The sequence below is a fragment of the Eubacterium aggregans genome, from assembly GCF_900107815.1.
Classification (GTDB): domain Bacteria; phylum Bacillota; class Clostridia; order Eubacteriales; family Eubacteriaceae; genus Eubacterium_O; species Eubacterium_O aggregans.
This window is the reverse complement of sequence record NZ_FNRK01000022.1, coordinates 1-23,046: the sequence shown is the minus strand read 5'-3', so window position 1 is coordinate 23,046 and position 23,046 is coordinate 1. Positions and strand designations below refer to the sequence as shown.

Annotated in this window: 22 protein-coding genes; 18 read left to right on the top strand and 4 right to left on the bottom strand. The window is 45.2% G+C overall.

Annotation, left to right across the window (positions count from 1 at the left end; genetic code table 11):
* Positions 1–28: 28 nt before the first annotated feature.
* The 15 genes from BLW33_RS11030 to ppdK all read left to right on the top strand — a co-directional run bounded on the left by BLW33_RS11030 (position 29) and on the right by ppdK (position 15,429).
* Positions 29–697: a response regulator transcription factor gene (locus BLW33_RS11030; protein ID WP_090243003.1), complete on the top strand. Its 669-nt coding sequence runs from the start codon at positions 29–31 to the stop codon at positions 695–697.
* 1 nt (position 698) lies between these two features.
* Complete coding sequence (locus tag BLW33_RS11025; RefSeq protein ID WP_090308812.1) at positions 699–1,955, top strand: sensor histidine kinase; 1,257 nt, start codon at positions 699–701, stop codon at positions 1,953–1,955.
* 99 nt (positions 1,956–2,054) lie between these two features.
* On the top strand, positions 2,055–2,522 hold the full coding sequence (gene trmL, locus BLW33_RS11020) for a tRNA (uridine(34)/cytosine(34)/5-carboxymethylaminomethyluridine(34)-2'-O)-methyltransferase TrmL (protein ID WP_207647830.1): 468 nt from the start codon (positions 2,055–2,057) through the stop codon (positions 2,520–2,522).
* Between the two features lie 130 nt (positions 2,523–2,652).
* Entirely contained in the window at positions 2,653–3,762 is a 1,110-nt protein-coding gene (locus BLW33_RS11015; protein WP_090308807.1) for a lysylphosphatidylglycerol synthase transmembrane domain-containing protein, read from the top strand.
* Positions 3,731–4,573: a fumarate hydratase gene (locus BLW33_RS11010; protein WP_090308804.1), complete on the top strand. Its 843-nt coding sequence runs from the start codon at positions 3,731–3,733 to the stop codon at positions 4,571–4,573. Before BLW33_RS11015 ends, BLW33_RS11010 begins: the two co-directional genes overlap by 32 nt.
* Before the next feature lie 9 nt (positions 4,574–4,582).
* Positions 4,583–5,143 (top strand): Fe-S-containing hydro-lyase, encoded by a 561-nt coding sequence (locus tag BLW33_RS11005; RefSeq protein WP_410173278.1) that lies wholly within the window; start codon positions 4,583–4,585, stop codon positions 5,141–5,143.
* A 12-nt stretch (positions 5,144–5,155) separates the two neighbouring features.
* The gene (locus BLW33_RS11000; protein ID WP_090308799.1) at positions 5,156–6,406 is read left to right on the top strand and encodes a pyridoxal phosphate-dependent aminotransferase; all 1,251 of its coding nucleotides are present in this window, start codon (positions 5,156–5,158) and stop codon (positions 6,404–6,406) included.
* A 20-nt stretch (positions 6,407–6,426) separates the two neighbouring features.
* Complete coding sequence (locus BLW33_RS10995; protein WP_090308797.1) at positions 6,427–7,434, top strand: LacI family DNA-binding transcriptional regulator; 1,008 nt, start codon at positions 6,427–6,429, stop codon at positions 7,432–7,434.
* 5 nt (positions 7,435–7,439) lie between these two features.
* A complete protein-coding gene (locus BLW33_RS10990; protein ID WP_090308795.1) occupies positions 7,440–8,615 on the top strand; it encodes a TraB/GumN family protein in 1,176 nt (391 codons plus the stop codon).
* Positions 8,616–8,709: 94 nt separating this feature from the next.
* Entirely contained in the window at positions 8,710–9,537 is an 828-nt protein-coding gene (locus tag BLW33_RS10985) for a substrate-binding periplasmic protein (RefSeq protein ID WP_090308792.1), read from the top strand.
* A 69-nt stretch (positions 9,538–9,606) separates the two neighbouring features.
* Complete coding sequence (locus BLW33_RS10980; RefSeq protein WP_090308789.1) at positions 9,607–10,272, top strand: amino acid ABC transporter permease; 666 nt, start codon at positions 9,607–9,609, stop codon at positions 10,270–10,272.
* A 9-nt stretch (positions 10,273–10,281) separates the two neighbouring features.
* Positions 10,282–11,040: an amino acid ABC transporter ATP-binding protein gene (locus tag BLW33_RS10975; protein ID WP_090308863.1), complete on the top strand. Its 759-nt coding sequence runs from the start codon at positions 10,282–10,284 to the stop codon at positions 11,038–11,040.
* 125 nt (positions 11,041–11,165) lie between these two features.
* Complete coding sequence (locus tag BLW33_RS10970) at positions 11,166–12,014, top strand: histidinol-phosphatase (RefSeq protein ID WP_090308787.1); 849 nt, start codon at positions 11,166–11,168, stop codon at positions 12,012–12,014.
* 81 nt (positions 12,015–12,095) lie between these two features.
* Positions 12,096–12,734: a helix-turn-helix transcriptional regulator gene (locus tag BLW33_RS10965; protein ID WP_090308784.1), complete on the top strand. Its 639-nt coding sequence runs from the start codon at positions 12,096–12,098 to the stop codon at positions 12,732–12,734.
* Positions 12,735–12,807: 73 nt separating this feature from the next.
* Positions 12,808–15,429, top strand: coding sequence for a pyruvate, phosphate dikinase (gene ppdK / locus BLW33_RS10960; RefSeq protein WP_090308782.1), 2,622 nt, complete (start codon positions 12,808–12,810; stop codon positions 15,427–15,429).
* Positions 15,430–15,525: 96 nt separating this feature from the next.
* Here the strand turns inward: ppdK and BLW33_RS10955 are convergent, their stop codons facing one another.
* From BLW33_RS10955 to BLW33_RS10945, 3 genes are read right to left on the bottom strand one after another with little or no spacing between them, the layout of a single operon-like run.
* On the bottom strand, positions 15,526–15,954 hold the full coding sequence (locus tag BLW33_RS10955; protein ID WP_090308779.1) for an ACT domain-containing protein: 429 nt from the start codon (positions 15,952–15,954) through the stop codon (positions 15,526–15,528).
* Positions 15,955–15,964: 10 nt separating this feature from the next.
* Entirely contained in the window at positions 15,965–17,263 is a 1,299-nt protein-coding gene (locus BLW33_RS10950; RefSeq protein ID WP_090308776.1) for a phenylacetate--CoA ligase family protein, read from the bottom strand.
* 33 nt (positions 17,264–17,296) lie between these two features.
* On the bottom strand, positions 17,297–18,970 hold the full coding sequence (locus tag BLW33_RS10945; protein WP_090308774.1) for a glutamine--tRNA ligase/YqeY domain fusion protein: 1,674 nt from the start codon (positions 18,968–18,970) through the stop codon (positions 17,297–17,299).
* A 196-nt stretch (positions 18,971–19,166) separates the two neighbouring features.
* Between BLW33_RS10945 and BLW33_RS10940 the strand changes: the two genes are divergently transcribed.
* From BLW33_RS10940 to glmM, 3 genes are read left to right on the top strand one after another with little or no spacing between them, the layout of a single operon-like run.
* Positions 19,167–20,519: a MurT ligase domain-containing protein gene (locus BLW33_RS10940; protein ID WP_090308771.1), complete on the top strand. Its 1,353-nt coding sequence runs from the start codon at positions 19,167–19,169 to the stop codon at positions 20,517–20,519.
* Positions 20,519–21,322, top strand: coding sequence for a type 1 glutamine amidotransferase (locus tag BLW33_RS10935; RefSeq protein WP_090308769.1), 804 nt, complete (start codon positions 20,519–20,521; stop codon positions 21,320–21,322). Before BLW33_RS10940 ends, BLW33_RS10935 begins: the two co-directional genes overlap by 1 nt.
* A gap of 3 nt (positions 21,323–21,325) precedes the next feature.
* Positions 21,326–22,663 carry a phosphoglucosamine mutase gene (gene glmM / locus BLW33_RS10930; protein ID WP_090308766.1) on the top strand — a complete coding sequence of 446 codons (1,338 nt, stop codon included), beginning with the start codon at positions 21,326–21,328 and terminating at the stop codon, positions 22,661–22,663.
* Positions 22,664–22,863: 200 nt separating this feature from the next.
* On the opposite strand, the gene BLW33_RS14240 is transcribed toward glmM, so the two are convergent.
* The coding region (locus BLW33_RS14240) for a hypothetical protein (protein ID WP_341456140.1) at positions 22,864–23,046 on the bottom strand (183 nt) is incomplete at its 5' end.

Here is a 23,046-nt window from a genome sequence, read left to right as displayed (position 1 = left end):
TCAAACGAACGAAAGAGGAGAATGCCAAATGCGTATATTATTTATCGAAGACGAAGTTAAAATTACGGATGCACTTCAAGAACTCTGTAAAATACAAAATATAGATTGCGATGTCGCCAACGATGGAGAGGAAGGTCTTCTCTTTGCGTTGAATCCAATTTATGATGTGATTGTCCTGGATATTATGCTGCCTTTAAAAAGCGGCTTAGAAATCCTTAAAGAAATACGGGATCGTGAAATCACCACACCAGTGCTGATGCTCACGGCGAAGGGCACCGTGGACGACAAGGTCAAAGGCCTTGACCTGGGGGCGGATGATTACCTCATTAAGCCCTTTTCCGCCAAAGAACTATTCGCTCGGATTCGGGCACTGAGCCGTCGTCCGGACAATGAAATCAAAGGCGAAACCATTGATTTCGAGGATGTCAGCTTCAACACTCAAAAGAATACTTTGGCCACTAAAGATGAAGAATTTAAGCTTTCGGTTAAAGAGGCAAAGATTTTAGAAATGCTTTTAAAACGGCCCAATCAGGTCTTTACCCGGGAACAGATTTTAGACCGGGTGTGGGGATTTGACAAAGAAGTGAATGAAAACAATATCGAAATCTATGTGCATAATTTAAGAAAAAAATTGAAAGAGACTGATGTGAAAATCGATACGATCCGAGGGGTTGGTTACACATTAGGCAAACGTTAGAATGTTCAAAGAGATCAAACGTCAAATTACATTATTTAATACGTTGATCCTCATTGCATTTCTCTTCATCTTTATTTTTCTCCTTGGATTTCTTGTTCAATGGAGCCTTGGGCTTTCTGGAGAAGTATACCTCCAGAAAATCGCAGAGGAAATTGAAAACAGGGAACAAAATGGTGCCATTAAAGAAGAATCCTCGGCTAGTACTGCGGTTCATGAAAAACTAGGCTACGACTATATTATCTGGGATTCGGAGCATAATGTAGCGGATATGAAGGTTGAAAACAACAGCCTGATTATGCACGGCTACGAAATGGATTTGGATGCGGGCAACAACGGGGAATTTCGTATTTTCGATGTGGATACCGATCAATACCGTGTCTATAGCTCGATTTACAACAAGCAAGGAAAGGACTATACCGTTCAGGTTTTTCAGATCATTAACACCGAACAATCGGTGATTCGGTATATTATTTCCTTTCTGCTCTTCATTGGCTGTGGCAGTATCTTGGTGCTCATCCCCATTAGCTATTTTTTGGCAGGAAAATCCCTGCAGCCCATCAAAGAAACTTTTGAAAACCAAAAGAAATTCATCGCAGATGCCTCCCATGAATTGCGGACACCCCTAACGGTGATTCAAACCAATGTCGAGGTCCTTAAGATGAAAGAGGATGAAATCCTTAACGAGAATATCCGCTGGCTCAATAATATTAGCCTTGAAACGGAAACCATGGCCAAGTTGATTTCCGAATTGCTCCTCATTGCCCAAGCGGACAATAAAAAAATTGCTATGAAGAAAGAGGTCTTTGATCTCAGTGCCCTGTGTGCAGAAATTCAGGATTTAATGTACGATGTTGCCGCCGATCACCAAATTCACCTCAAGGGAAACCTTCAAGGGGGAATTTGTTATAAAGGCGATGAAGAACGGCTAAAACAGGCCATTCGGATTCTGGTGGACAATGCCATTAAATATACGCCGGGAGAAGGGTCCGTGACCATCGGTCTATCTGAAGGGGTGCGTAGTGTCAGCATTTCAGTGCAAGACACAGGCGTCGGTTTATCCGAGGAAGATCAAAAGAAAATCTTCAGTCGCTTTTACCGGGTCGATAATGCCCGCCATCGGGAGTCCGGCGGTGTTGGCTTGGGCCTCAACATTGCGGCGGTCATCGTCAAGCAGCACAATGGGAAGATTAAGATTGACTCTACCATCGATGTTGGAAGTACCTTTACTATCGTACTCCCTAAAGTTTCCCTGAAATAGTGTAAATTAATGTAAAAGATGAATTCATGATGAAATTCATCTTTTTTTTTACATGAAAATCGTTTATAATAGATAAACAGAAAGAGGCGAGGAGAGATTATGATAAACATTGTTTTATTCCAACCAGAAATTCCGCAAAACACTGGTAATATTGCAAGAACCTGTGCTTTGACAGAAACAAAGCTCCATTTAATTAAACCCCTGGGCTTTTCCATTTCAGACAAAGCCGTTAAACGTGCCGGCCTTGACTATTGGGACCTTGTGGATTTGACCGTGTATGACAACTTTGAGGATTTCATAACGACTAATAGCCAGGCTAAATTGTACCTGATGACGACCCATGGCGAGAAGCACTATGCGGACATTGAGTATCCGGACGATGCCTTCATTATGTTTGGCCGGGAGACCGCCGGCTTGCCTGAATCCATCCATAGCCGCTACCCAGAAAATCGTTTTAGAATCCCCATGAAAGACCATCCCCATGCGCGCTCCCTCAACCTGGCGAATTCTGTGAATATCGTCTTGTATGAGGCCCTGCGACAACATCATTATTATGATCTGATATAGGAAATTGATACGTTTACTGAAAAACTTAAGCAGTGTGTAAATAAATGAAAAAGAATGATGAATACCTTTAAACTTATGTTATAATGGCATTGTAAACAAATCCATGACGATCAACGCATCGGAGGTTTCAATGAAAGGCCAAATCGGCGTTTTTATAAAAAAGCATGCAAATTTCATCTTTTTCATCGTACTCATTACTATCACTGTCGCAGTCATTGCCGCTCAGGTTGATGGAAAGGAATTTGTCGGTACACTCATGCAGACCAATGGTTGGTTCCTAGCCATTGGACTGTGCTGCGTCGGCATCTATTGGATACTCGAAGCCTATATGCTCCTAAAGATGATGCGCCGAAAGTTTCCAGAAGAAGGTTTTCGCTTCGCCATGGTCATCACTATCATCGGGCAATATTACAATCTTGTGACCCCCGGGGCATCCGGAGGGCAGCCCCTCCAGTTATTCGAAATGAGCCGCAGAGGATATCCCGTGGGCACCGGGACCGCCATCCTAGTCCAAAAGTATGCCTTGTATCAAATTACGGTAACCGTATTGGCACTTTTGGCCCTGAGCATTAATTTTGGGACCGTGACAACCAGTCTGGTGGCGGCAAAGTGGTTCATTACCATCGGGCTTGTGGTTAATGTTGCAGGGGTTGTCCTGGTTTTAATCCTGGCCTTCAGCCCTAAAACTGCCCGGGGAATCATGACCGGCGGGGTCAATTTTCTTTTGTTTTGCCGAATCTTAAAGGATAAAGAGAAGTACTACGGGAAAATTGATCACTTTGTTGCCGAATATAGTCAGGCCATTGATGATATCCGAATTTATAAATGGGAATCCTTAAAATTATTGGGAGTCTCCGTTCTTCAAATCTTGATTTTTTACAGCATTAATTATTGGGTTTATCGTGCCCTGGGGCTTCATGGTTCCACGGCCTTCACCGTCATTACCATGCAGGCTATTCTTTATGTTGCCATGGCCTTTGTTCCCACTCCGGGGGCAGCCGGCGGTGCCGAAGCGGGATTCGCCCTCATTTTCGGACCCATTTACGGAAGTGTCTACACCTCGGTGGCCCTCATTTTGTGGCGCATTATCACCTTTTACTTCATCATTGCCTTTGGTGGAATTTTCTTATCCTTGCGGGCAATACTATTGGAGCGCTTCCCCTTAAAAAAAATCAGTGAGGGTTCACTGAAGGAGAAAGAAAAAATTGATGAAAGAAATTACAGTCAGTCAAATCACTAATACTGTTGCCCGGCTTTGCATCGAGGCTAACACCCATCTTACAGAAGATGTCCTTAAAGGAATTGAGACAGCCGACGCATCTGAAGTCTCACCCAATGGCCGAATGATTCTCAAAACCATTATGGACAACTTAAAATTAGCGGATGAGGAAGCCCTGCCCATTTGTCAGGATACGGGGATGGCCGTGGTCTTCGTCACCTTGGGTCAGGATGTCCACATTGTGGGCGGGTCCTTGGATGACGCCATTAATGAAGGTGTCCGGCAGGGGTACACCGAAGGGTACCTGAGGAAATCCGTGGTGGCCGATCCCTTAAATCGAAGGAATACGGAGGACAACACCCCCGCCGTCATTCACTATAACATCGTGCCCGGAGACACCCTCACCCTCAAGGTGATGCCGAAGGGATTTGGGTCCGAAAATACCAGTGCCATTAAAATGCTCAAGCCATCGGATGGCAAAAAAGGAGTGATGGATTTCATCCTAGAGATCATTGAAAAAGGGGCCCCCAATGCCTGCGCCCCCATCATCGTCGGCGTTGGCATTGGCGGAACCTTTGAAAAAGCAGCCCTTATGGCCAAAGAAGCCCTATCCCGTCCTCTGGAGGAGCACCATCCCGATCCCGACTACGCCGAGATGGAGAAACAGCTTTTAATGGCGGCGAATCAAACCGGCATTGGGCCAATGGGCCTTGGTGGACTGGCCACGGTATTGGGTGTCGCCATTAACACCTATCCCACGCACATCGCCGGGTTACCGGTGGCTGTTAATATCTGTTGTTATGTCAACCGCCATGCTGAGACAGAATTGTGAGGGATGCCGATGATTAAAACGATAAAAGCACCACTGACACCCCATACGGCCAAATCCTTGTGTGCCGGCGACCACGTCCGTATTTCGGGCACCATTTATACCGCTCGGGATGCAGCCCATCAGCGGATGATTGATGAATTAGAAAAAAAAGGGACCTTGCCCTTTGATATCACCAATGAAATTATTTTCTATATGGGTCCCTGCCCAGCTAAGCCCGGAAAGATTATCGGTCCTGCGGGTCCGACAACCAGCCATCGGATGGATGCTTATACACCGAAGCTTTTGGAGAAAGGACTTCTGGGGATGATTGGTAAGGGAAACCGTTCCAAGGAAGTGATGGCATCCATTGTTCAAAAGGGGGCCGTGTATTTTGGCTGTGTCGGAGGGACCGGTGCCCTGTGTGCCCAGGCCATCAAGGAAGTTGAAATCATCGCCTATGAGGATTTAGGCACAGAAGCCATCAGGCGGCTAGTGGTTGAGGATTTCCCAGCCATCGTCGTTATCGATAGCCAGGGGCAGAACCTTTATGAAACAGAACAATTAAAATATAGAAATTATTCTTTTAAATAGGAGGAAGATTTAATGAGTAGAATGGTAATTGAAACATCTGTACGTGAGGCGGGGACTGATCCAATCTTCAGAGTAGCCGGTGCTGCAGCAAAACGTGCTGCGGAAATCGGCAAGGAATCCGTCGTCAACTCAACCATCGGTGCGTTAATGGATGATGATGGGGATCTGGTATGCTTCAAATCGGTTTACGATACATTAAAAGCACTGCCAAACCATGAAATTGCGGATTATGCCCCCATGCCAGGAACCCCACAGTTTCGGGAAAAGGTGGTGGAAGCCTGCTTTAAGTCCCATAAGCCAGAAGGCCATATCCGTGCAGTTGCTACCCCCGGTGGAACCGGTGCAATTCGCCACTCCATTGCCAATTACACGGAGTATGGTGACAAGGTCTTAGTCCCCAATTGGTTCTGGGCACCCTACCGCACCATTGCCAATGAAAATCGTCGTGACATCCAGGAATTCGAAATGTTCGATGGAAAAGGGGACTTCAACATCCCCTCCTACAAAGAAAACATCTTGGATCTTCTGAAAAAGCAAGAGCGTGTCCTATCCATTATGAACACCCCTGCCCATAATCCTACAGGGTACAGCATCTCAGATGCTCAGTGGAAGGAATTAGTGGCTTTTTACAGCGAAACAGCCAGCGCAAACCCCGAGAAGCGCCTCATCATTGTTTGTGATATTGCCTATATTGATTTCGCTGGTCAGGGGGATGATGCTCGGGCATTTATGGAATTGCTCACCGGGCTCCCAGAAAATGTACTTATCCTTTATGCCTTTAGCGCATCCAAGAGCTTCACTATGTACGGATTGCGTAATGGGGCACTGATTTGTGTAGCTCCTACTGAAGAAATTGCGGCTGAATTTGAAGCTTCCTGCGCCTACTCCACCCGGGGGACCTGGTCCAATGGAACCCGAGGAGCCATGCAGACACTGGCCACGATTTTTTCTGATGATGATTTGCAAAATACTTTTTTTGCAGAACAGACCTTCCATCGCAACATTCTACAGCATCGTGCCAAGGCTTTTCTTGAAAATGCTGAAAAGATCGGACTGGAAATCTGTGCATATCATGATGGGTTTTTCCTCAGTATTCCTTGCGACAATCCCGTTGCGGTTTCTGATCGTTTAATGGACGAAAACTTCTTTATTGTGGCTTTAAAGAAGGGGTTACGCTTTGCACCTTGTGCTGTATCTGAAGAAAAATGTGCCAAGGCTCCCAAAATGATTTTAGAAGCAATTAAAGAAGTTAATGGTAAGTAAGAGTTTAAAGGAGATTTGTTATGAAGGTTAAAATTGTTGATGTCGCTCGGGAAGCGAATGTTTCAGTTGCAACGGTTTCCCGTGTGGTCAATAACATTCCACTGGTCAATGAAGAGACCCGGGAACGTGTTCTTGCCGCCATTAAAAAAACGGGCTATAAGCCAAATGCCATTGCCCGAAGCTTGAAAATTCAAAAAACAAACACCTTGGGCATTATGATTCCAGATATTTCCAATCCATTTTATACAGAAATTGTACGTGGAGCTGAAGATGTCTGTGGCATCTATAACTACAATATCATTCTGAGTAACACAGACTTTGACCTTGAAAAAGAGAAGAAAAGCTTGGATGTTTTAGTTGAAAAGCAATGCGATGGGATTATCTACGTTGGAAAGCACCTTTCAGAAGAAATGCGCAAGGAACTCATCGATGCGCCCTCAGAAATCGTGCTGGGATGTGTCCCCGATGAATCCGGCAAGCTATCCGGGGTGCTCATTGATAACGAAACCGCCGCCTATGACCTGGCCAAAAAATGCATCGAAATGGGCCACACCAGAAATGCCCTGTTCTGCGATGAGTTCCAGGAAGGTTATATCAACGTCAAGCGGATGGAGGGCATTAAACGTGCCTATGACGACTCCGGCATTCCCTTTGATGAATCCTTAGTCTTTTATGGCAATGCTAGTGTACTGGGGGGCTACCACATGATGGAAGACGCCTTAGATTCTGGTAAAGACTTCACCAATGTATTTTGCTATAATGACCAAATCGCCCTGGGTGCCATTCGGGCAGCCGAGGATAAAGGGAAATCTGTGCCAGAAGAAATCAGTGTTTGTGGCTTCAATGATTTCTGGATTTCCGAATGGACCCGTCCAGAAATCACCACCATCGGACAGCCCATGTACGATATTGGGGCAGTGGCCACTCGGATGCTCATCAAAATGTGCGAAAAAGAAGAGTCTGAAACCAAAACTCTGAATGTTCCCTACGAGCTGGTAATCCGAAAATCTGTGGCTGACCGTCGCTAATTTCCATGGGGGAGAGCAATAATATACAGCGTCTCCACAGGGATGGTAAAGAAATCATCCTTGTGGGAACCGCCCATGTATCGCCATCCAGTGTGGCAGAAGTTAAAGCGGTTATTGAGGAGGAACAGCCCGATTCGGTTTGTGTTGAACTCGATCCAGGGCGATATAAGGCCCTGGAAGAAAAAGATCAATGGAAAAATGCCGATATTGTTAAGATCATCAAATCCGGGAAAGCAGGATTCCTTTTTGCAAATATCATTTTATCAAACTATCAAAGAAAACTGGCGGATCAATTTGGAATCCAATCTGGTCAGGAAATGCTTCAGGCCATTGCATCAGCTAAGGACTGCCATGCCGAACTGGTTTTAGCCGACCGGGATATCCAAACCACTTTTATCCGGATTTGGCGGGGCTGCAGCCTGTGGGAAAAATGCAAATTGATGGTCACCATTATGATGAGCATCATCGATAATGAAGAGATTACCGAGGAAGATCTGGAAACCCTTAAAGGTGAGGATATGCTCACTGCAGCACTATCAGAACTGGGGGATTCTTTCCATGGCGTTAAAACCTATTTAGTGGATGAACGGGACGCATACCTGGCCGATCAAATCGACCATGCCCCGGGATCTAAAATCATTGCCGTTGTCGGTGCCGCACATCTTCCAGGCATTTGCGAGAAAATGGGGACAGATGTGAATATTAATTCATTATCAGAGACCCCACCAAAATCGGCGGCCGGAAAAATTATCGGGTGGAGCATTCCCCTTCTTTTAGTGGCCTTAGTCATTTTGACCTTTACCGTGAATCCGGATTCAGGCTGGAGCCAAACCGTCAATTGGTTGGTTCTGACCATGGGCGGGGCAGGATTAGGTGCCTTAATCTCCCTGCCACACCCCTTAACCGTCTTAACGGCAATTGTGGTGGCCCCAATATCCGCCTTAAGCCCTGTATTGGCAGCGGGGTGGTTTTCCGGGCTTATGGAAGCCCATTTGAGAAAACCCAAGGTGGAGGATTTTGAACACCTTGCAACGGATCTAACATCCCCAAAGGGCTTTTGGAAAAATAAGGTAACCAAGATTCTATTAGTCGTCATCACAACCAATTTGGGGTGCGCCCTCGGAAATATCATTGGAAGTCTGCATGTCATTCAAGTCTTTTTCGGCACTTTTCTAAATTGAAATATTATAACATGATATAGAAAAAATATACTTGTTATTGTATACAACGTGCGGTATAATTCCCTTAAACTTTATTTAATTTAGGAGGAAACCAATGAAGAAGAAAATAATGGCCTTGGGTCTGGTTGTCATACTGTCGGCCATGGTATTCGCAGGATGTGGTTCGACCAGTAAAGAATCCAATGCGAATCCTATTGCTGACGGGAAACTGACGATTGCAGTGGACGACACCTATTTACCCATGGAGTTCAGAGATGATCAAAACAATTTAGTGGGCTTCGACATCGATTTTGCCAATGCACTCTCTAAAGAATTAGGCGTCGAAGTGGAATTCACCACCGTTGCCTGGGATGGAATCTTCAATGGCTTAAACGCCAGCCAGTACGATGCCATTATTTCCAGTACCAGCATTACACCGGAGCGTCAAAATGGATTTAATCAAACCAATCCATATATCTCTAACGGTATCGTCATTGTATCACGAACAGATGCCACACCCATTACCAGCTTTGAAGCCCTTGACGGCAAAACCTTAGGGGCTCAAATTGAAACATCGGCGGATATTGCCGCTAAAAAATTAAAAGAGGACAAGGGCACTAATGTCGAGATTAAGGAATTTGATGGGATGCTCGATGCCTTTTCTGCCTTAAAAGGAAAACAGATCGATAATATTATCACCGATATTGGCGTTGCAGAGTATTACGCAGCCATCGATCCTGAAACCTTTGTTGTGACCTCGCCAACCTTGACCAACGAGCCTATTGGTATCACCGTTCGTAAGGGAGAGGATGATTTCACAAAGACCTTAAATGATGCGATTAAAAAGCTTCAAGACGACGGAAAGATGACAGAAATTTCAATGAAGTGGTTCAAGAAAGATATGACGAAGGACATCGATACCAGTCTGAATGTCATAGAATAATATTAAAGTAATCTGACAAGGAGTATGATTCACCATGCTCCTTGTATTACTGAATAAGGAGCGATTATTTTGTTAAACGAGACCCAATTGTGGGCAATTTTTGATGGGTCATTGGTCACATTGAAAATTGCCTTAGTTGCCATTATTTTTGGTGCAGTCTTCGGAGTGATTGTTGCCCTGGGACGTATTTCTAAAAATAAAGTTACCAACGGATTATCCTGGTTTTATGTCTGGTTCTTCAGAGGGACACCGCTACTGTTACAGCTTTTCATCATTTTTTATGCTGTGCCGATCATATATTTAGACATCACGGGATTAACCTTTGAAATTGATCCAATGATTTGTGCATATATTACTTTTTCACTCAATTCAACCGCTTATTTGGCGGAAATGATTCGAGCCGCCATAGAGTCCATTGATCACGGACAGATGGAGGCTGCTAAAGCACTTGGCATGAGCTATCGCCAGGCGATGACGCGGATTATCATTCCCCAAACCTATAAGCGGCTCGTTGCACCGGTCGGGAATGAACTCATCATGCTATTAAAGGACACATCCCTTGTCTCCACCATCGCATTATTTGATGTTCTAAGAACGGTGAAGACCATGGCGAGTTCAACGGGAAATTGGGTATATTATGTCTATGCAGCTGTAATATATCTTTTCTTAACAACGATTCTGCAAGTTATTTTTGATAAGATCGAAAAGAAGCTTGGCGTTTATGAGAAAAGGTAGGTGATTGTCATGAGTATGGTAAAAGTAAAGAATATTAAAAAGCACTTCGGTGATTTGGAAGTGCTCAAAGGCATCGATTTAGAAGTTGTCCAGGGGGAGGTCGTGTGTATCATTGGGCCCAGCGGATCTGGAAAAAGCACAATGTTGCGCTGTCTGAATCGGCTGGAACGTATTTCAGATGGCGAAATCTACATTGAAGATGAACTCATGGAAAAACGCAAAAATGACCATGATATTGAACATATTGATCCCAGTAAGCTACAGAATCTTTGCTGCGATTTAGGGATGGTTTTTCAGAACTTTAATCTTTTCCCACATTTAACCGTCATCGACAATATTACCATTGCACCTCGTATTGTTCGAAAACAAGATGCAAAAGAAATTGAAGCACGGGCTGTGGAGTTGCTGGATATGGTTGGGTTAGCCGATAAAAAGGATGAATACCCCGTCCGTTTATCTGGAGGGCAGCAGCAACGTGTGGCCATTGCGAGGGCCTTAGCCATGAACCCTAAAATCATGCTTTTCGATGAGCCCACATCCGCACTGGACCCAGAGTTAGTTGGTGAAGTACTCAACACGATGAAGGAGCTGGCTAATGATGGGATGACAATGCTAATCGTCACACATGAAATTGGCTTTGCCCGGGAAGTGGCAGACCGAGTTATCTTTATGGATGATGGGGTGATTTGCGAAGAAGGAACGCCAGAGGAAGTCCTTGGAAATCCCAAAGAGGATCGGACCAAAAGCTTTTTAAATAAAATTTTATAAAATAATCACCAAGGTCTTTGCCCAATCAGCGCAAGGACCTTTTTTTAAACTTAAATTTTTTTAAGTTTAAAAAAAGGCTTGATTTCGTAAAGCCTTATGTTACAATACTTTAGGAGGGAACAGAAATGATCCAATCAGATTATCATATTCATTCAACATATTGCGATGGTAAAGCATCCGTTTTAGAAATGGCCCAAGCTGCTGAGAAGGCAGGGCTTAAAAGTATTGGTTTTACCAGCCATCTTCCCCTTAAATATCCCAACGACTGGACAATGTCGACCGAAGCCATCTCCAATTATCTTTTAGAGATTAAAAACACCCAAGACGCCTTTGAGGGTATCATGGCTATTTTTACTGGAATGGAAATTGATTATTATCTCGATTCCAAAGGGGTTTCAAATTTAGCCAAAGAAATAATGCCGAAATTGGATTTTTTTATTGGCAGTATCCATACCATGGGATGTTTTTCCGATGGCACTGGTGCGGACATTGATTATACTCTGGAGATTTTTACCCAAGGACTTCAGAAGATCTATGGGGGCAATATCCAAAAACTCGTAAAAGACTATTACGGCGGAATCGCCGATATGGCAATACAATACAAACCAGACATCATCGGGCACTTTGACTTAATCAAAAAGAACAACGCCCATGGGCGCTTTTTTAATGAGTCTGATTCATGGTACCGAGAAACATGGATGGATGCCTTAAAAGTGATTCAGAAGACGGATTGTATCGTTGAAGTCAATACTGGGGGAATGATGCGTTATGGTAAAGGGATGCTGTATCCGGCCATACCAATGCTGATCGAAATTTTAAAAATGGGAATTCCCATTACCATTAATGCGGATAGCCATCAGGTTGAAGGGATTTGCTATGCATATCCGGAAACCGAAGCACTATTAAAAGAAATTGGTTTTCATGAATATCGTATTTTTGATGGTTTTCAATGGAATGGCAAGATATTATCGTAATTTATCCCTGATAACGGTTTACAAAATAGATAATAGTGTTATACTTTATCTTATAAAAGACACTCGAATGGTGGTGCTGTGATGGAGTTATCCAAAAGACAAAATAGAATAATTGACATTGTGAAGAAACATGAACCAGTGAAGAGTACCGAAATCGCTGAAGAACTGGGGGTAAATCGGGCCACAATTCGCCCGGATTTAAAACTTTTAACCATGGTCGGCATTTTGGAAGCAAAGCGTAAGGTTGGCTATCAATATACCGGAAGAACATTGCTGCATATGACAGGCAGCTACATTAAAACCATTAATATCATGGACATCCAGTCGGAACCTACCACGGTTTCAGAGGAAACAACCATCTATGATGGTATCATCACCATGTTTACTAAAAATGCGGGAACGATTTACGTCGTAGATGGGGAATATCTCTCCGGTATTGTGAGCCGCAAAGATTTTATGAAAAGCATGATTGGACGAAAGGACATTGAGTCCCTGCCCATTCCAATTATCATGACGCGGATGCCAAATATTGTATATCTTGAAGAGGATGAAACGGTGTATGATGCTGCTGTTAAAACTATGAAATATGAGGTGGAATCCCTACCCATCGTCCGTAAAGTAATGGATGAAAAAGGTCGGAATCGGCTACAGCTTATTGGCAAGGTGTCTCGAACCAATATCACACGTTATGTTGTCAATTTAGGGCAAGAAGATGATTAATCATTGGATTGAATAGGCAGTCACGCCTACTAAATCATAAAGTTTCTCTCGAACATCCATAGGAGGTAATATTATGTCGAAGAAATGGGTATATTTATTCAGTGAAGGTAATGCAGAACAACGCAATTTGCTGGGAGGCAAGGGTGCAAATCTTGCCGAGATGACACGTATTGGGCTACCGGTGCCACAGGGGTTCACGGTAACGACAGAAGCCTGTATCGAGTACTTAAATGAGAATAAGCTAACCTATGAAATGATTGGCCAAATCAATACCCATATGCAGAAACTTGAAGAAATTGCAGGGAAAAAGTTTGGGGATGAAACCAATCCATTACTGGTTTCCGTGCGTTCAGGTGCTAGAGTCTCCATGCCAGGGATGATGGATACTATTTTGAACCTGGGTTTGAATGATCAAACCGTTTTGGGACTCGCACAAAATACTGGAAATGAACGATTTGCCTATGATAGCTATCGTCGATTCATCCAAATGTTTGGAGATGTTGTTCAGGAAATCGATAAGAATCAATTTGAAGCCGTTTTAGATGAAATTAAAGAGCGGGAAGGATTCACCATTGATACCCAGCTCACCACTAAGAATCTTCAGGAAATTGTTGAACGCTACAAGGAAATTGTTTTGGCGGAAACCGAGAAGCCCTTCCCCCAAGACCCCAGTGCCCAATTATACATGGCAGTGGAAGCTGTGTTCCGCTCCTGGAATAATCCCCGAGCTTTTGTCTATCGTGATATGAATGACATTCCCCACGATATCGGAACCGCCGTCAACGTCCAATCTATGGTCTTTGGGAATATGGGGGATGACTCGGGTACCGGTGTCGCCTTTACAAGGGACCCTGCCACAGGAGAAAAGAATCTCTTTGGCGAATTCTTAGTGAACGCCCAGGGGGAAGATGTCGTCGCCGGGATCCGGACACCCCGTTCCATCGATCAGCTTAAAAACGTCATGCCAACGGTTTACACCCAGTTCGCAGAAACCGCTGAATTACTGGAAAAACACTACCATGATATGCAGGACATGGAGTTCACCATCGAAAAAGGCAAGCTCTATATGCTCCAAACCCGTAATGGGAAGCGAACGGCTGCTGCCGCCGTACGCTGCGCCGTTGAAATGGTCACCGAAGGCCTTATTGATAAGAAAACAGCGGTTAGCCGTGTCGAACCTCAGGCCTTAGATCAACTCCTCCATCCCACCTTTGATGAAGCTGCAGAAAAGAAAGCTGAAGTCCTGACGGAGGGCCTGCCCGCATCACCAGGGGCCGCCACTGGACGGGTGTATTTTACCGCCGAAGAAGCCAAGGCTGCTGCGGACAATGGGGAAGATGTTATTCTTGTCCGTCAGGAAACTTCACCGGAGGATATTGAAGGGATGTATGCCTCTAAAGGAATCTTAACTGCCCGTGGTGGCATGACCTCCCATGCTGCCGTTGTCGCCCGGGGAATGGGGACCTGCTGTGTGGCTGGCTGTGACTTTGTTAAAGTCGATGAAGCACACAAACAATTCCGGGTCGGTACGGACTATATTAAAGAAGGGGATTATATTTCCTTAAATGGAAGCACCGGAAAGGTGTACCGTGGTGCCATCAAGACCCAGGACCCCGAGCTTTCTGGTAACTTTGGAACCCTTATGGAGTGGGCCGATGAATTCAGAACTATGAAGGTTCGGACCAATGCCGATACCCCCAGAGATGCCGAAAAGGCCGTCGAATTTGGAGCCGAAGGTATCGGACTTTGTCGTACTGAGCACATGTTCTTTGATGAAGACCGGATCCCCAGTGTGCGCCGCATGATTTTAAGCAAGAGTGTCGAGCAGCGGGAAAAATATCTTGAAGAGCTGCTGCCCATGCAAAAATCTGACTTTATAGGGATTTATAAAGCCATGAAGGAGCTGCCGGTTACTGTGCGTCTCCTGGATCCACCTCTTCACGAATTTTTGCCCTCTGAGCCGGAAGATATTAAGTCATTGGCTGAGGATATGGGTATGAGCGTTGAAGAAATGGAAGCGGATATTGAAGGCTTAAAAGAATTCAACCCCATGCTGGGGCACCGCGGCTGTCGTCTTGCCGTGACCTATCCGGAAATTGCCGTAATGCAGACCCGAGCCATCATGGAAGCGGCCATTGAGGTCGCTCAGGGAGAGGGCATCACCATCGTACCGGAAATCATGATTCCCCTCGTTGGGATGTTGGGTGAAATGTCCTACGTTGAAGGGATCATTCGGGAAACCGCTGAAAAGGTTAAGGCCGAAAAAGGGAGTGACATTACCTATATGGTCGGAACCATGATGGAAATTCCAAGGGCCACCTTAATTGCCGATCAGATTGCAGAAAAGGCTGAGTTCTTTAGCTTTGGAACCAATGACCTCACCCAAATGACCTTTGGCTTCAGTCGTGATGATGCCGGGAAGTTCATCCCTGAATACAAGGAAAAAGGCATTCTCCCAGGCGATCCCTTTGCCTCCATCGATCAGGAAGGCGTCGGCCAACTGGTTTCTAAGGGGGTTGAGCTGGGTCGTAAGACAAAAGCTGATTTAAAATGTGGGGTTTGTGGCGAACATGGCGGGGATCCCAAATCTGTTAAGTTTTTCCACAATGTGGGACTCAGCTATGTCTCCTGTTCACCCTTCAGAGTGCCCATTGCCCGTTTAGCTGCCGCCCAGGCCGCCATTGAAAGTAAGTAGTAAGCAAAAACGAAACCACCGCCCTGAAACGGGGCGGTGGTTTTAGGTTGAAGACAAAGGGATGTGGCGCGGTAGGGGAACTCTCAACAAGAGTTTCTACTGGAGCATTTCCTTGGGAATCACCACGACTCCCGCATCCTTTAAGACCGATGCGGCACGCTCAAGATCAGAGGTCTTCATGATCACTTGGGGCATTTCCCCCTGTCCCCGCATCACAAAGGAATAGACATATTCGACATTGATGTTTGCATCGGCCAGAACACTAAAGATTTCATGCATGGCACCGAGCTTATCCTCGGGTTCCACAGCGAGGACATCCACCACCCGGGTGACATGTCCCGCTTCTTTTAAGAGGTCAACGGCCTTATAGGGATCGTCAACCACCATTCGGAGGATGCCAAATTCAGAGCTGTCAAAAACTGAAATCGCCCGGATATTGACCCCACCTCCGGAAACCACTCCGGTGATCGTTGCCAAATGTCCTTTTTTGTTTTCAATAAAAACGGATATCTGTTTAATTAGCATGGTATTCTCCTTATTCATTTCTCAAATCAACCACACGCTTGGCTTTCCCTTCACTTCGGGCTAGGGTTTTGGGCTCCACCAGATGAATGGTGGGGTGAATCCCCAGAATGGTGTGCAGGGCATTTTTAATTCGGGAGTACAGGGCATCCAGCTGGGTGACGGAATCCAGCAGGCTGGCATCGATTACTTCCACATCAATTTCAATGCGGTCCAGGTAACCTTTTTTAGAAACGGTGATGAGATAATTACTCCCAATCCCATCAATGGAGAGGAGGACCTCTTCAATCTGAGAGGGGAAGACATTCACGCCGCTGATGATGAGCATATCATCGGTGCGCCCCCCAATTTTAGCAATTCGGGCGGTGGTCCGTCCGCAGCTGCAGGGCGTGGTATCAATCCGGCTAATATCCTTGGTCCGGTAGCGGATGATGGGGAGGGCTTCCTTAGAAATTGGCGTAATGACTAATTCTCCAGTGGCTCCTTCGGGTAAAACCTCACCCGTATCCGGGTTGATAATTTCTGCAATAAAATGATCCTCATTGAGGTGCATTCCCGTGAGCATTTGGCACTCACCAGCCACCCCCGGTCCAATGAGCTCAGACATCCCATAATTTTCAGTGGCAAAGATACCCCAGGCTTCATTGAGCTTGGTCCGCATGGCTTCCGTGGATCCTTCGCCGCCGAAAAGCCCAACCCGCAGTTTAAGGTCTTTTGCGGGATTTAGACCCATATCCTGGGCAACCTCTGCCATATGCAGGGCGTAAGAGGGGGTAGCGATAAGTGCGGTAACCTCAAAATCCTTCATGATTTTGATTTGCTTTTTGGTATTCCCGCTGGACATGGGAACCACGCCAGCGCCCACCTTCTCAAGGCCCTGGTGAAGCCCGAAGGCCCCGGTGAACAGGCCATAGCCAAAGCTAATCTGGGCGGTATCCTTGGCGGTTACCCCAGCCATGGTGACCAGCCGGGCAATACACTCCCGCCACATCTTCATATCTTTTTTGGTATAGCCTACCACTGTAGGATTCCCGGTGGTTCCTGAGGACGCATGGTATCGGACGATTTTATCCTTGGGTACGGCAAACATACCAAAGGGATAGTTTTTACGCAAATCTTCCTTTGTGGTTAATGGCAGAAAGCGCAGGTCCTCAAGGCTGCGAATATCCTCGGGCTTAATGCGGTTTGCCTTAAAAAGATCGCGATAATAGGGAACATTCTTATAGGTGTGCTTGATGGTTTTTTTAAGACGCTTAAACTGCAGCTCTCGGAGCTGTTCCCGATCCATCGTTTCCTTTAATGACCAAATCATTCTAATTCTCTCTCCTTTATACGAAACACTTGCTTAATTCTTTGGGGGACGCCAGCTGCTCTTTAAGGGCACGACCTGGTTAAACACCGGTGCGCCTGGTTTTGAATATTTGGGGTCCGCGGAAAAGTAACCATTTCTGACAAATTGTACCTTATCAAAGGACTCTGCTTTCATTACTTCCGGTTCCACCCAGGCTGTTATGATCTCCAGGGAATTGGGATCGATCTTTTCTAAAAAATCGTCAGCGGAGAAGGAAACCCCTTCCGCGAGTAAGGGCTTAAACTGGTGGATTTCACAGGTTTTTCCCTCCACAGCAGAAACCCAGTGGATGGTCCCCTTAACCTTTCTTCCGGTAAAGCCGGTGCCGGATTTGGTTTCCGGGTCATAGGTACATTTTAATTCAATGACCTGACCATTGTCATCTTTAATCACTTCGTTGCAGGTAATAAAGTATGCTCCCCGGAGCCGAACCTCGTTGCCCGGGAATAAACGGAAATATTTTTTAACGGGAACTTCCATGAAATCCGAGCGTTCAACGTAAATTTCTCGACCAAAGGGCATTTTATGGGTTCCCATTTCTGGCACATCTAGGTTTGTTTCGATTTCAAGCCATTCGATTGTATCCTCTGGATAGTTGGTAATGGTGACCTTCAGGGGATCAAGAACCGCATTCATACGGGGGGCCTTCAGCTTCAAATCATCTCGGATGAAATGCTCCAGCATGGCGAAGTCTACCGTTGAATTCGCCTTGGCCACACCGATTTCTTCACAGAAAGCCTGGATGGCTTCCGGGGTATACCCCCGGCGGCGCATTCCGCAAATGGTGGCCAGACGCGGATCATCCCATCCATCGGCAATCCCACTATCCACTAGCTGCTTAAGATAGCGCTTCCCGACGATGGTTTGGGTAAGGTTTAGTTTAGCAAATTCAATCTGGCGGGGCGGGGCTACCTGAAAATCATCCAGATGCTCGAGGGTCCAATTATAGAAGGGGCGATGATCTTCAAACTCTAAGGTACAAAGGGAATGGGTAATCCCTTCGATGGCATCCTCCACCGGGTGGGCGAAATCATACATGGGGTACACATACCATTCCTCACCGGTATTGGGGTGGGTGGTATGGAGTACCCGATAGATTACGGGGTCCCGCATGTTCATATTGGGGCTGGCCATATCGATTTTGGCCCGGAGGACCTTCTGGCCTTCGCTGACCTCACCCTTTTTCATGGCCTGGAACAGGGCGTGGTTTTCTTCCACAGAACGGTTGCGATAGGGACTTTCTACTCCAGGCTCTGTCAGTGTTCCCCGGGTTTCACGAATGATATCGGCACTCTGGTCATCCACATAGGCTAGGCCCTTTTCAATGAGTTCTTCGGCATAGCCGGCCATTCTTGAGAAATAAGAAGAGGCAAAATACATCCGGTCTTCCCAATTAATCCCCAGCCACTCTAAATCCTTTTTAATGGCATCCACATATTCGATATCCTCTTTAATGGGGTTCGTATCATCAAAACGAAGATTGAATTCACCATTATAGCGCTTTGCAATGCGGTAATTTAAAAGTGCGGCCTTAGCATGTCCAATATGCAAGTAGCCATTGGGCTCCGGGGGAAAACGCGTATGAATGGGCGCATCTTCATACACATCATTTCGGAGATCCTCTTCAATGGCATTGATTATAAAATTTGTTTTTTCCTTTTTTTCCATGATCTACTCCTACATTGATAAACTCTTCTCATGATATCATAAAAAACAGATGCTGCCCAGTGTGACTTGCGGTATAATGAAGAAAAAGAAGGACCGATTTTTATTTACGAATTATTTACTTAATGAAGTAGACTTGGTTATATCTATTGGATATAATAACCCGGTATGTAAAAAAAGCTGACTGAGGAGGCACACTATGCGCTTTACCTTCGCTTTGTGGTATGCAAAGCTTATAAATAAGTTGATTAATCTGGTCGATAAAAGCAGAGGTTCTAATTTGTCTGGAGAACAAGCACTGCGGATTGACCCCCAGATGGTTTCTCATTTTAAAGGCATCGATCCGGATAAGGTCCTTTTTATTACGGGAACCAATGGAAAATCGAGCTTAACCAATCTGGTGAGCCATATTCTAACGGAACAGGGAAATGTCGTGATTTCAAATCTGGAAGGGGCGAACCTCCTTGCAGGGATTGCCACCATCTTAGCCAAGGCATCCAATATGAAAGGGGAGATATCCGCGGATTATTTCGTATTTGAAACGGACGAACGCTATCTTCCAAAGATTTATGCCCAACTCCCCGCTAAGCACTTGGCTATCACGAATTTACAGAAAGACCAAGTTCAGCGTAATGGAGATCCTGATTTTATCTATCGTATTTTACGTTCCTTCATCAATTCCGATATGACCCTCTATTTAAATAATGATGAACCACGGTCAAAATCCTTTGAGGATTTGTCCAATAAGGTGGTGTACTATGGAGTGGAAAAGCATGATGAATCCTTTATGAAGGATGACTCTTATCCAACCTTTGCCTGCCCCCATTGCCACCATAAATTAGAATTTGAGTACTATAATACCGACAGCGTGGGTAAATTCTCCTGTTCCCATTGCCATTTTTCCAGCAATGACGATCCGGGATATTTGCTGCAGAAGATTGACACTGCGGCTAAGACCTTTGAGATGGAAGGACAGGCCTTCAACATGCCCTATGATCTTCCCTTCATGCTGTATAACTATAGCGCTGCGGTGGCCATTGCTTCCCATTTTGCCGGACTGCCCACTGAAGACATCGCATCGACCTTCTCAAGCTTCGTCAATGTTGGCGGGCGGTACGAAGTGTTAGAGTATCATGGAAAAACCATTAAATACCTTCGGATTAAGCAGGAAAATCCTGAAACCCTTCAGAACTCTTTGAATATCATCGCGTCGGATTCTAGTCGGAAGCTGGTGTGTCTGGGGTTATATCCATTAGTGGATATTGTGCCGAACTATACCAATACCTTTTATGCCTGGGACTGTGATTTCAAACCACTGGTTCAATCGGATGTCGAAGGATTTTTCTGCTTCTCAAACCCCGTTTGCTACGATACCGCTAATCGACTACTCTACGAAGGGGTAAATCCGGAAAACATTCTTATTGAAGATACCAATGATGTCCAAGCCATCTTCAATACCATTGACCAGGCTGAAACGGATAATATTTATTTGATTACCTGGCTGGAAGATTTTATGAAAATGAAGAAGCATATCATACAGGAGGGTAAATAATGAATGCAGAAGCAGTACGGATTGCCTGGCTCTTTCCAGATACCCTTTATTTACATGGCGAACGCGGCAATGTTCTTGCCTTAAAGAAAATGTGTCAGCTGGCAGGCATGGATGTTCAGGTCGATAAAATCAATTTTGATTCGGTAGGCTTTAATCCTATGGATTATGATTTCATCTTCTGCCCACCAGGGGAAATGAGTAGCTTTTCCGAGATTATCGAATTCCTAAAGCCAAAAAAAGATTTACTCCGAGCTTTCATCGATTTCAGCAATCCCATGTTAGTCACTGGAACCAGCATTGGGTTATGGGGAAAGTCTATTCTGCGCTCTGATGGTACCACCATCGAAGGCCTGGAGATCATTAATATCGAGGTATCTGAAAATGACGTCGTCTATGGGGATGACTTGTACTTTACCTGTAATTTAGAAGGCTGTCAGCATCCTATTTTTGGCAGCCAAATTCAAATGATGGACATTTTACTGGGTAAGGATGTCGATGCCTTTGGAGAGCTTTACTATGGATATGGAAACCATGGCGGCAATACCTTAGAAGGGGCCCTTGTGGACAATGCCGTCTTTACCAACACCCTGGGGCCTGTTCTTGCCCTTAATCCATGGTTAACTCAGGCCTTTGTGGAAATTATTGCAAAAAAGAAGGGCATCGTACTAGATCCTTCATTTCATCCAGACATGGATATTGAGGAAAAATCATATCGGGCCAAGGTGCGGTTCACCCAGGAAAAACAGACCAATTTAAGTAATTGCCCGGTGTTAAATCGAGCGTTTGAAAATGAGGAGGAATAGAAAATGTCACGATTATTTGGAACAGATGGGGTCAGAGGGGTATTTGGAGAAGAACTCACCATTGATCTTGCCTACAACCTTGGACGATATGGCAGTTATCTCTTAGCCGAGGGTAGCCATCACCCTAAAATCGTCATTGGGATGGACACCCGGGAATCCGGAAAGCCCCTGGAGCAGGCCCTTGTGGAGGGAATTACCTCAGTGGGCGGCGAGGTCTTGCTTGCCGGCGTTATTCCTACACCAGCCATTGCCGTTATCACCCGGGAACTCGGTGCCGATGCGGGTATTGTCATCTCTGCATCCCACAATCCTTATCAGTTTAATGGCATCAAATTCTTTGATGCCCAGGGGTACAAGCTGCCAGATGCATTGGAAGACCAAATTGAGGCACTCATTAATGAATGCGCGGCCCTGGATGACATAACCGCTAAAGGTAGTGTCAGTACCATCGACCACCCAGAAACCATTTATTTTGACCATATCACGAAGGGTATTTCCAAGGATTTAACGGGAGTTAAGCTGGTGCTTGACTGTGCTAACGGCGCTTCTGCAGCTATTGCCAAAGATTTCTTTGAGAGTATTGGTGCGCAGGTGTCCGTTATTGGAGACCAGCCCGATGGACAAAACATCAACTGCGGCTGTGGATCAACCTGTCTTAAGACACTCCAGGAAATGATGGCAGACTCTGATGCTGACCTGGGTCTGGCCTTTGATGGTGATGCCGACCGCTGCCTGGCCGTCGATGAAAAGGGACAAATTATTGATGGCGATGCTATTTTAAATCTCATTGGCCGGCACATGAAATCCCAAGGGTGCCTAAAGAAGGACACCGTCGTTGTAACGGTTATGAGCAATATTGGATTAGATCTTGCATTAAAGGAAGTCGGATGTAAAAGTATTAAAACCCAGGTTGGTGACCGTTATGTCCTCGAAGAAATGCGGGCAAATGATTACAATATTGGTGGTGAGCAATCTGGACATGTGATCCTCTTAGATCACAATACCACCGGTGACGGAATGCTGACGGCCCTATACCTGGCAACCATTATAAAAAACTCCCCTCAAAAAGCTTCAGAGCTCAATGCTTTGATGACATCGTATCCCCAAGTTTTAGTGAACGCCAAAGTTGCAAATACTAAAAAACATGATTATCTCGGTGATGCTGTCATTCAAGATGAAATCCAAAAAGTGGAATCCCATTTTGCAGGACAAGGTCGAGTCCTCATTCGTCCCTCGGGAACCGAACCATTAGTCCGAGTAATGATTGAAGGGAACAATCAGCGGGAGTTGGAAAAAATTGCTGGAAATTTAGCATCTCTTATCGAAGAACGATTGGTATAACAAGAACGATTCAGGCCAAGTCTCAGCCAGAGTTTAAGGTTAGCTTGAGTTTCCGTAAAATGTAATTTTTAAAAAATATAACTTCTCCTAAAGTACCAATCTGTCTTTTTTTTGAAAAATAAAAGGACAATACTTCGAATAGAGTCACCGAAACAAGCCCCGTGGGGACCGGACTTTAAGAGAAATATTATGTTATCTATTTATGCGATCAGCTTAAAGCAAAGTTGACGGTATGCAGGACGTTTTGTTCTGAACCAAAGCCTGACACCTTCTTTTGCATACGACAGTATACCAGAGATACCTTTCGCTAATCGGTAATAGCAGAATTGAACTTTTTCCTTTATAGGAGCTGCTGTCTGTATGATTGAAACTTTTAGGGCATT

Coding starts and splice junctions, on each gene's coding strand:
- BLW33_RS11010 (WP_090308804.1), top strand. CDS start 3,731: ATGAAAGAAATTACAGTCAGTCAAATCACTAATACTGTTGCCCGGCTT.
- trmL (WP_207647830.1), top strand. CDS start 2,055: ATGATAAACATTGTTTTATTCCAACCAGAAATTCCGCAAAACACTGGT.
- BLW33_RS11005 (WP_410173278.1), top strand. CDS start 4,583: ATGATTAAAACGATAAAAGCACCACTGACACCCCATACGGCCAAATCC.
- BLW33_RS10970 (WP_090308787.1), top strand. CDS start 11,166: ATGATCCAATCAGATTATCATATTCATTCAACATATTGCGATGGTAAA.
- BLW33_RS10975 (WP_090308863.1), top strand. CDS start 10,282: ATGAGTATGGTAAAAGTAAAGAATATTAAAAAGCACTTCGGTGATTTG.
- BLW33_RS11015 (WP_090308807.1), top strand. CDS start 2,653: ATGAAAGGCCAAATCGGCGTTTTTATAAAAAAGCATGCAAATTTCATC.
- glmM (WP_090308766.1), top strand. CDS start 21,326: ATGTCACGATTATTTGGAACAGATGGGGTCAGAGGGGTATTTGGAGAA.
- BLW33_RS11025 (WP_090308812.1), top strand. CDS start 699: ATGTTCAAAGAGATCAAACGTCAAATTACATTATTTAATACGTTGATC.
- ppdK (WP_090308782.1), top strand. CDS start 12,808: ATGTCGAAGAAATGGGTATATTTATTCAGTGAAGGTAATGCAGAACAA.
- BLW33_RS11000 (WP_090308799.1), top strand. CDS start 5,156: ATGAGTAGAATGGTAATTGAAACATCTGTACGTGAGGCGGGGACTGAT.
- BLW33_RS11030 (WP_090243003.1), top strand. CDS start 29: ATGCGTATATTATTTATCGAAGACGAAGTTAAAATTACGGATGCACTT.
- BLW33_RS10990 (WP_090308795.1), top strand. CDS start 7,440: ATGGGGGAGAGCAATAATATACAGCGTCTCCACAGGGATGGTAAAGAA.
- BLW33_RS10995 (WP_090308797.1), top strand. CDS start 6,427: ATGAAGGTTAAAATTGTTGATGTCGCTCGGGAAGCGAATGTTTCAGTT.
- BLW33_RS10940 (WP_090308771.1), top strand. CDS start 19,167: ATGCGCTTTACCTTCGCTTTGTGGTATGCAAAGCTTATAAATAAGTTG.
- BLW33_RS10965 (WP_090308784.1), top strand. CDS start 12,096: ATGGAGTTATCCAAAAGACAAAATAGAATAATTGACATTGTGAAGAAA.
- BLW33_RS10945 (WP_090308774.1), bottom strand. CDS start 18,970: ATGGAAAAAAAGGAAAAAACAAATTTTATAATCAATGCCATTGAAGAG.
- BLW33_RS10950 (WP_090308776.1), bottom strand. CDS start 17,263: ATGATTTGGTCATTAAAGGAAACGATGGATCGGGAACAGCTCCGAGAG.
- BLW33_RS10985 (WP_090308792.1), top strand. CDS start 8,710: ATGAAGAAGAAAATAATGGCCTTGGGTCTGGTTGTCATACTGTCGGCC.
- BLW33_RS10955 (WP_090308779.1), bottom strand. CDS start 15,954: ATGCTAATTAAACAGATATCCGTTTTTATTGAAAACAAAAAAGGACAT.
- BLW33_RS10935 (WP_090308769.1), top strand. CDS start 20,519: ATGAATGCAGAAGCAGTACGGATTGCCTGGCTCTTTCCAGATACCCTT.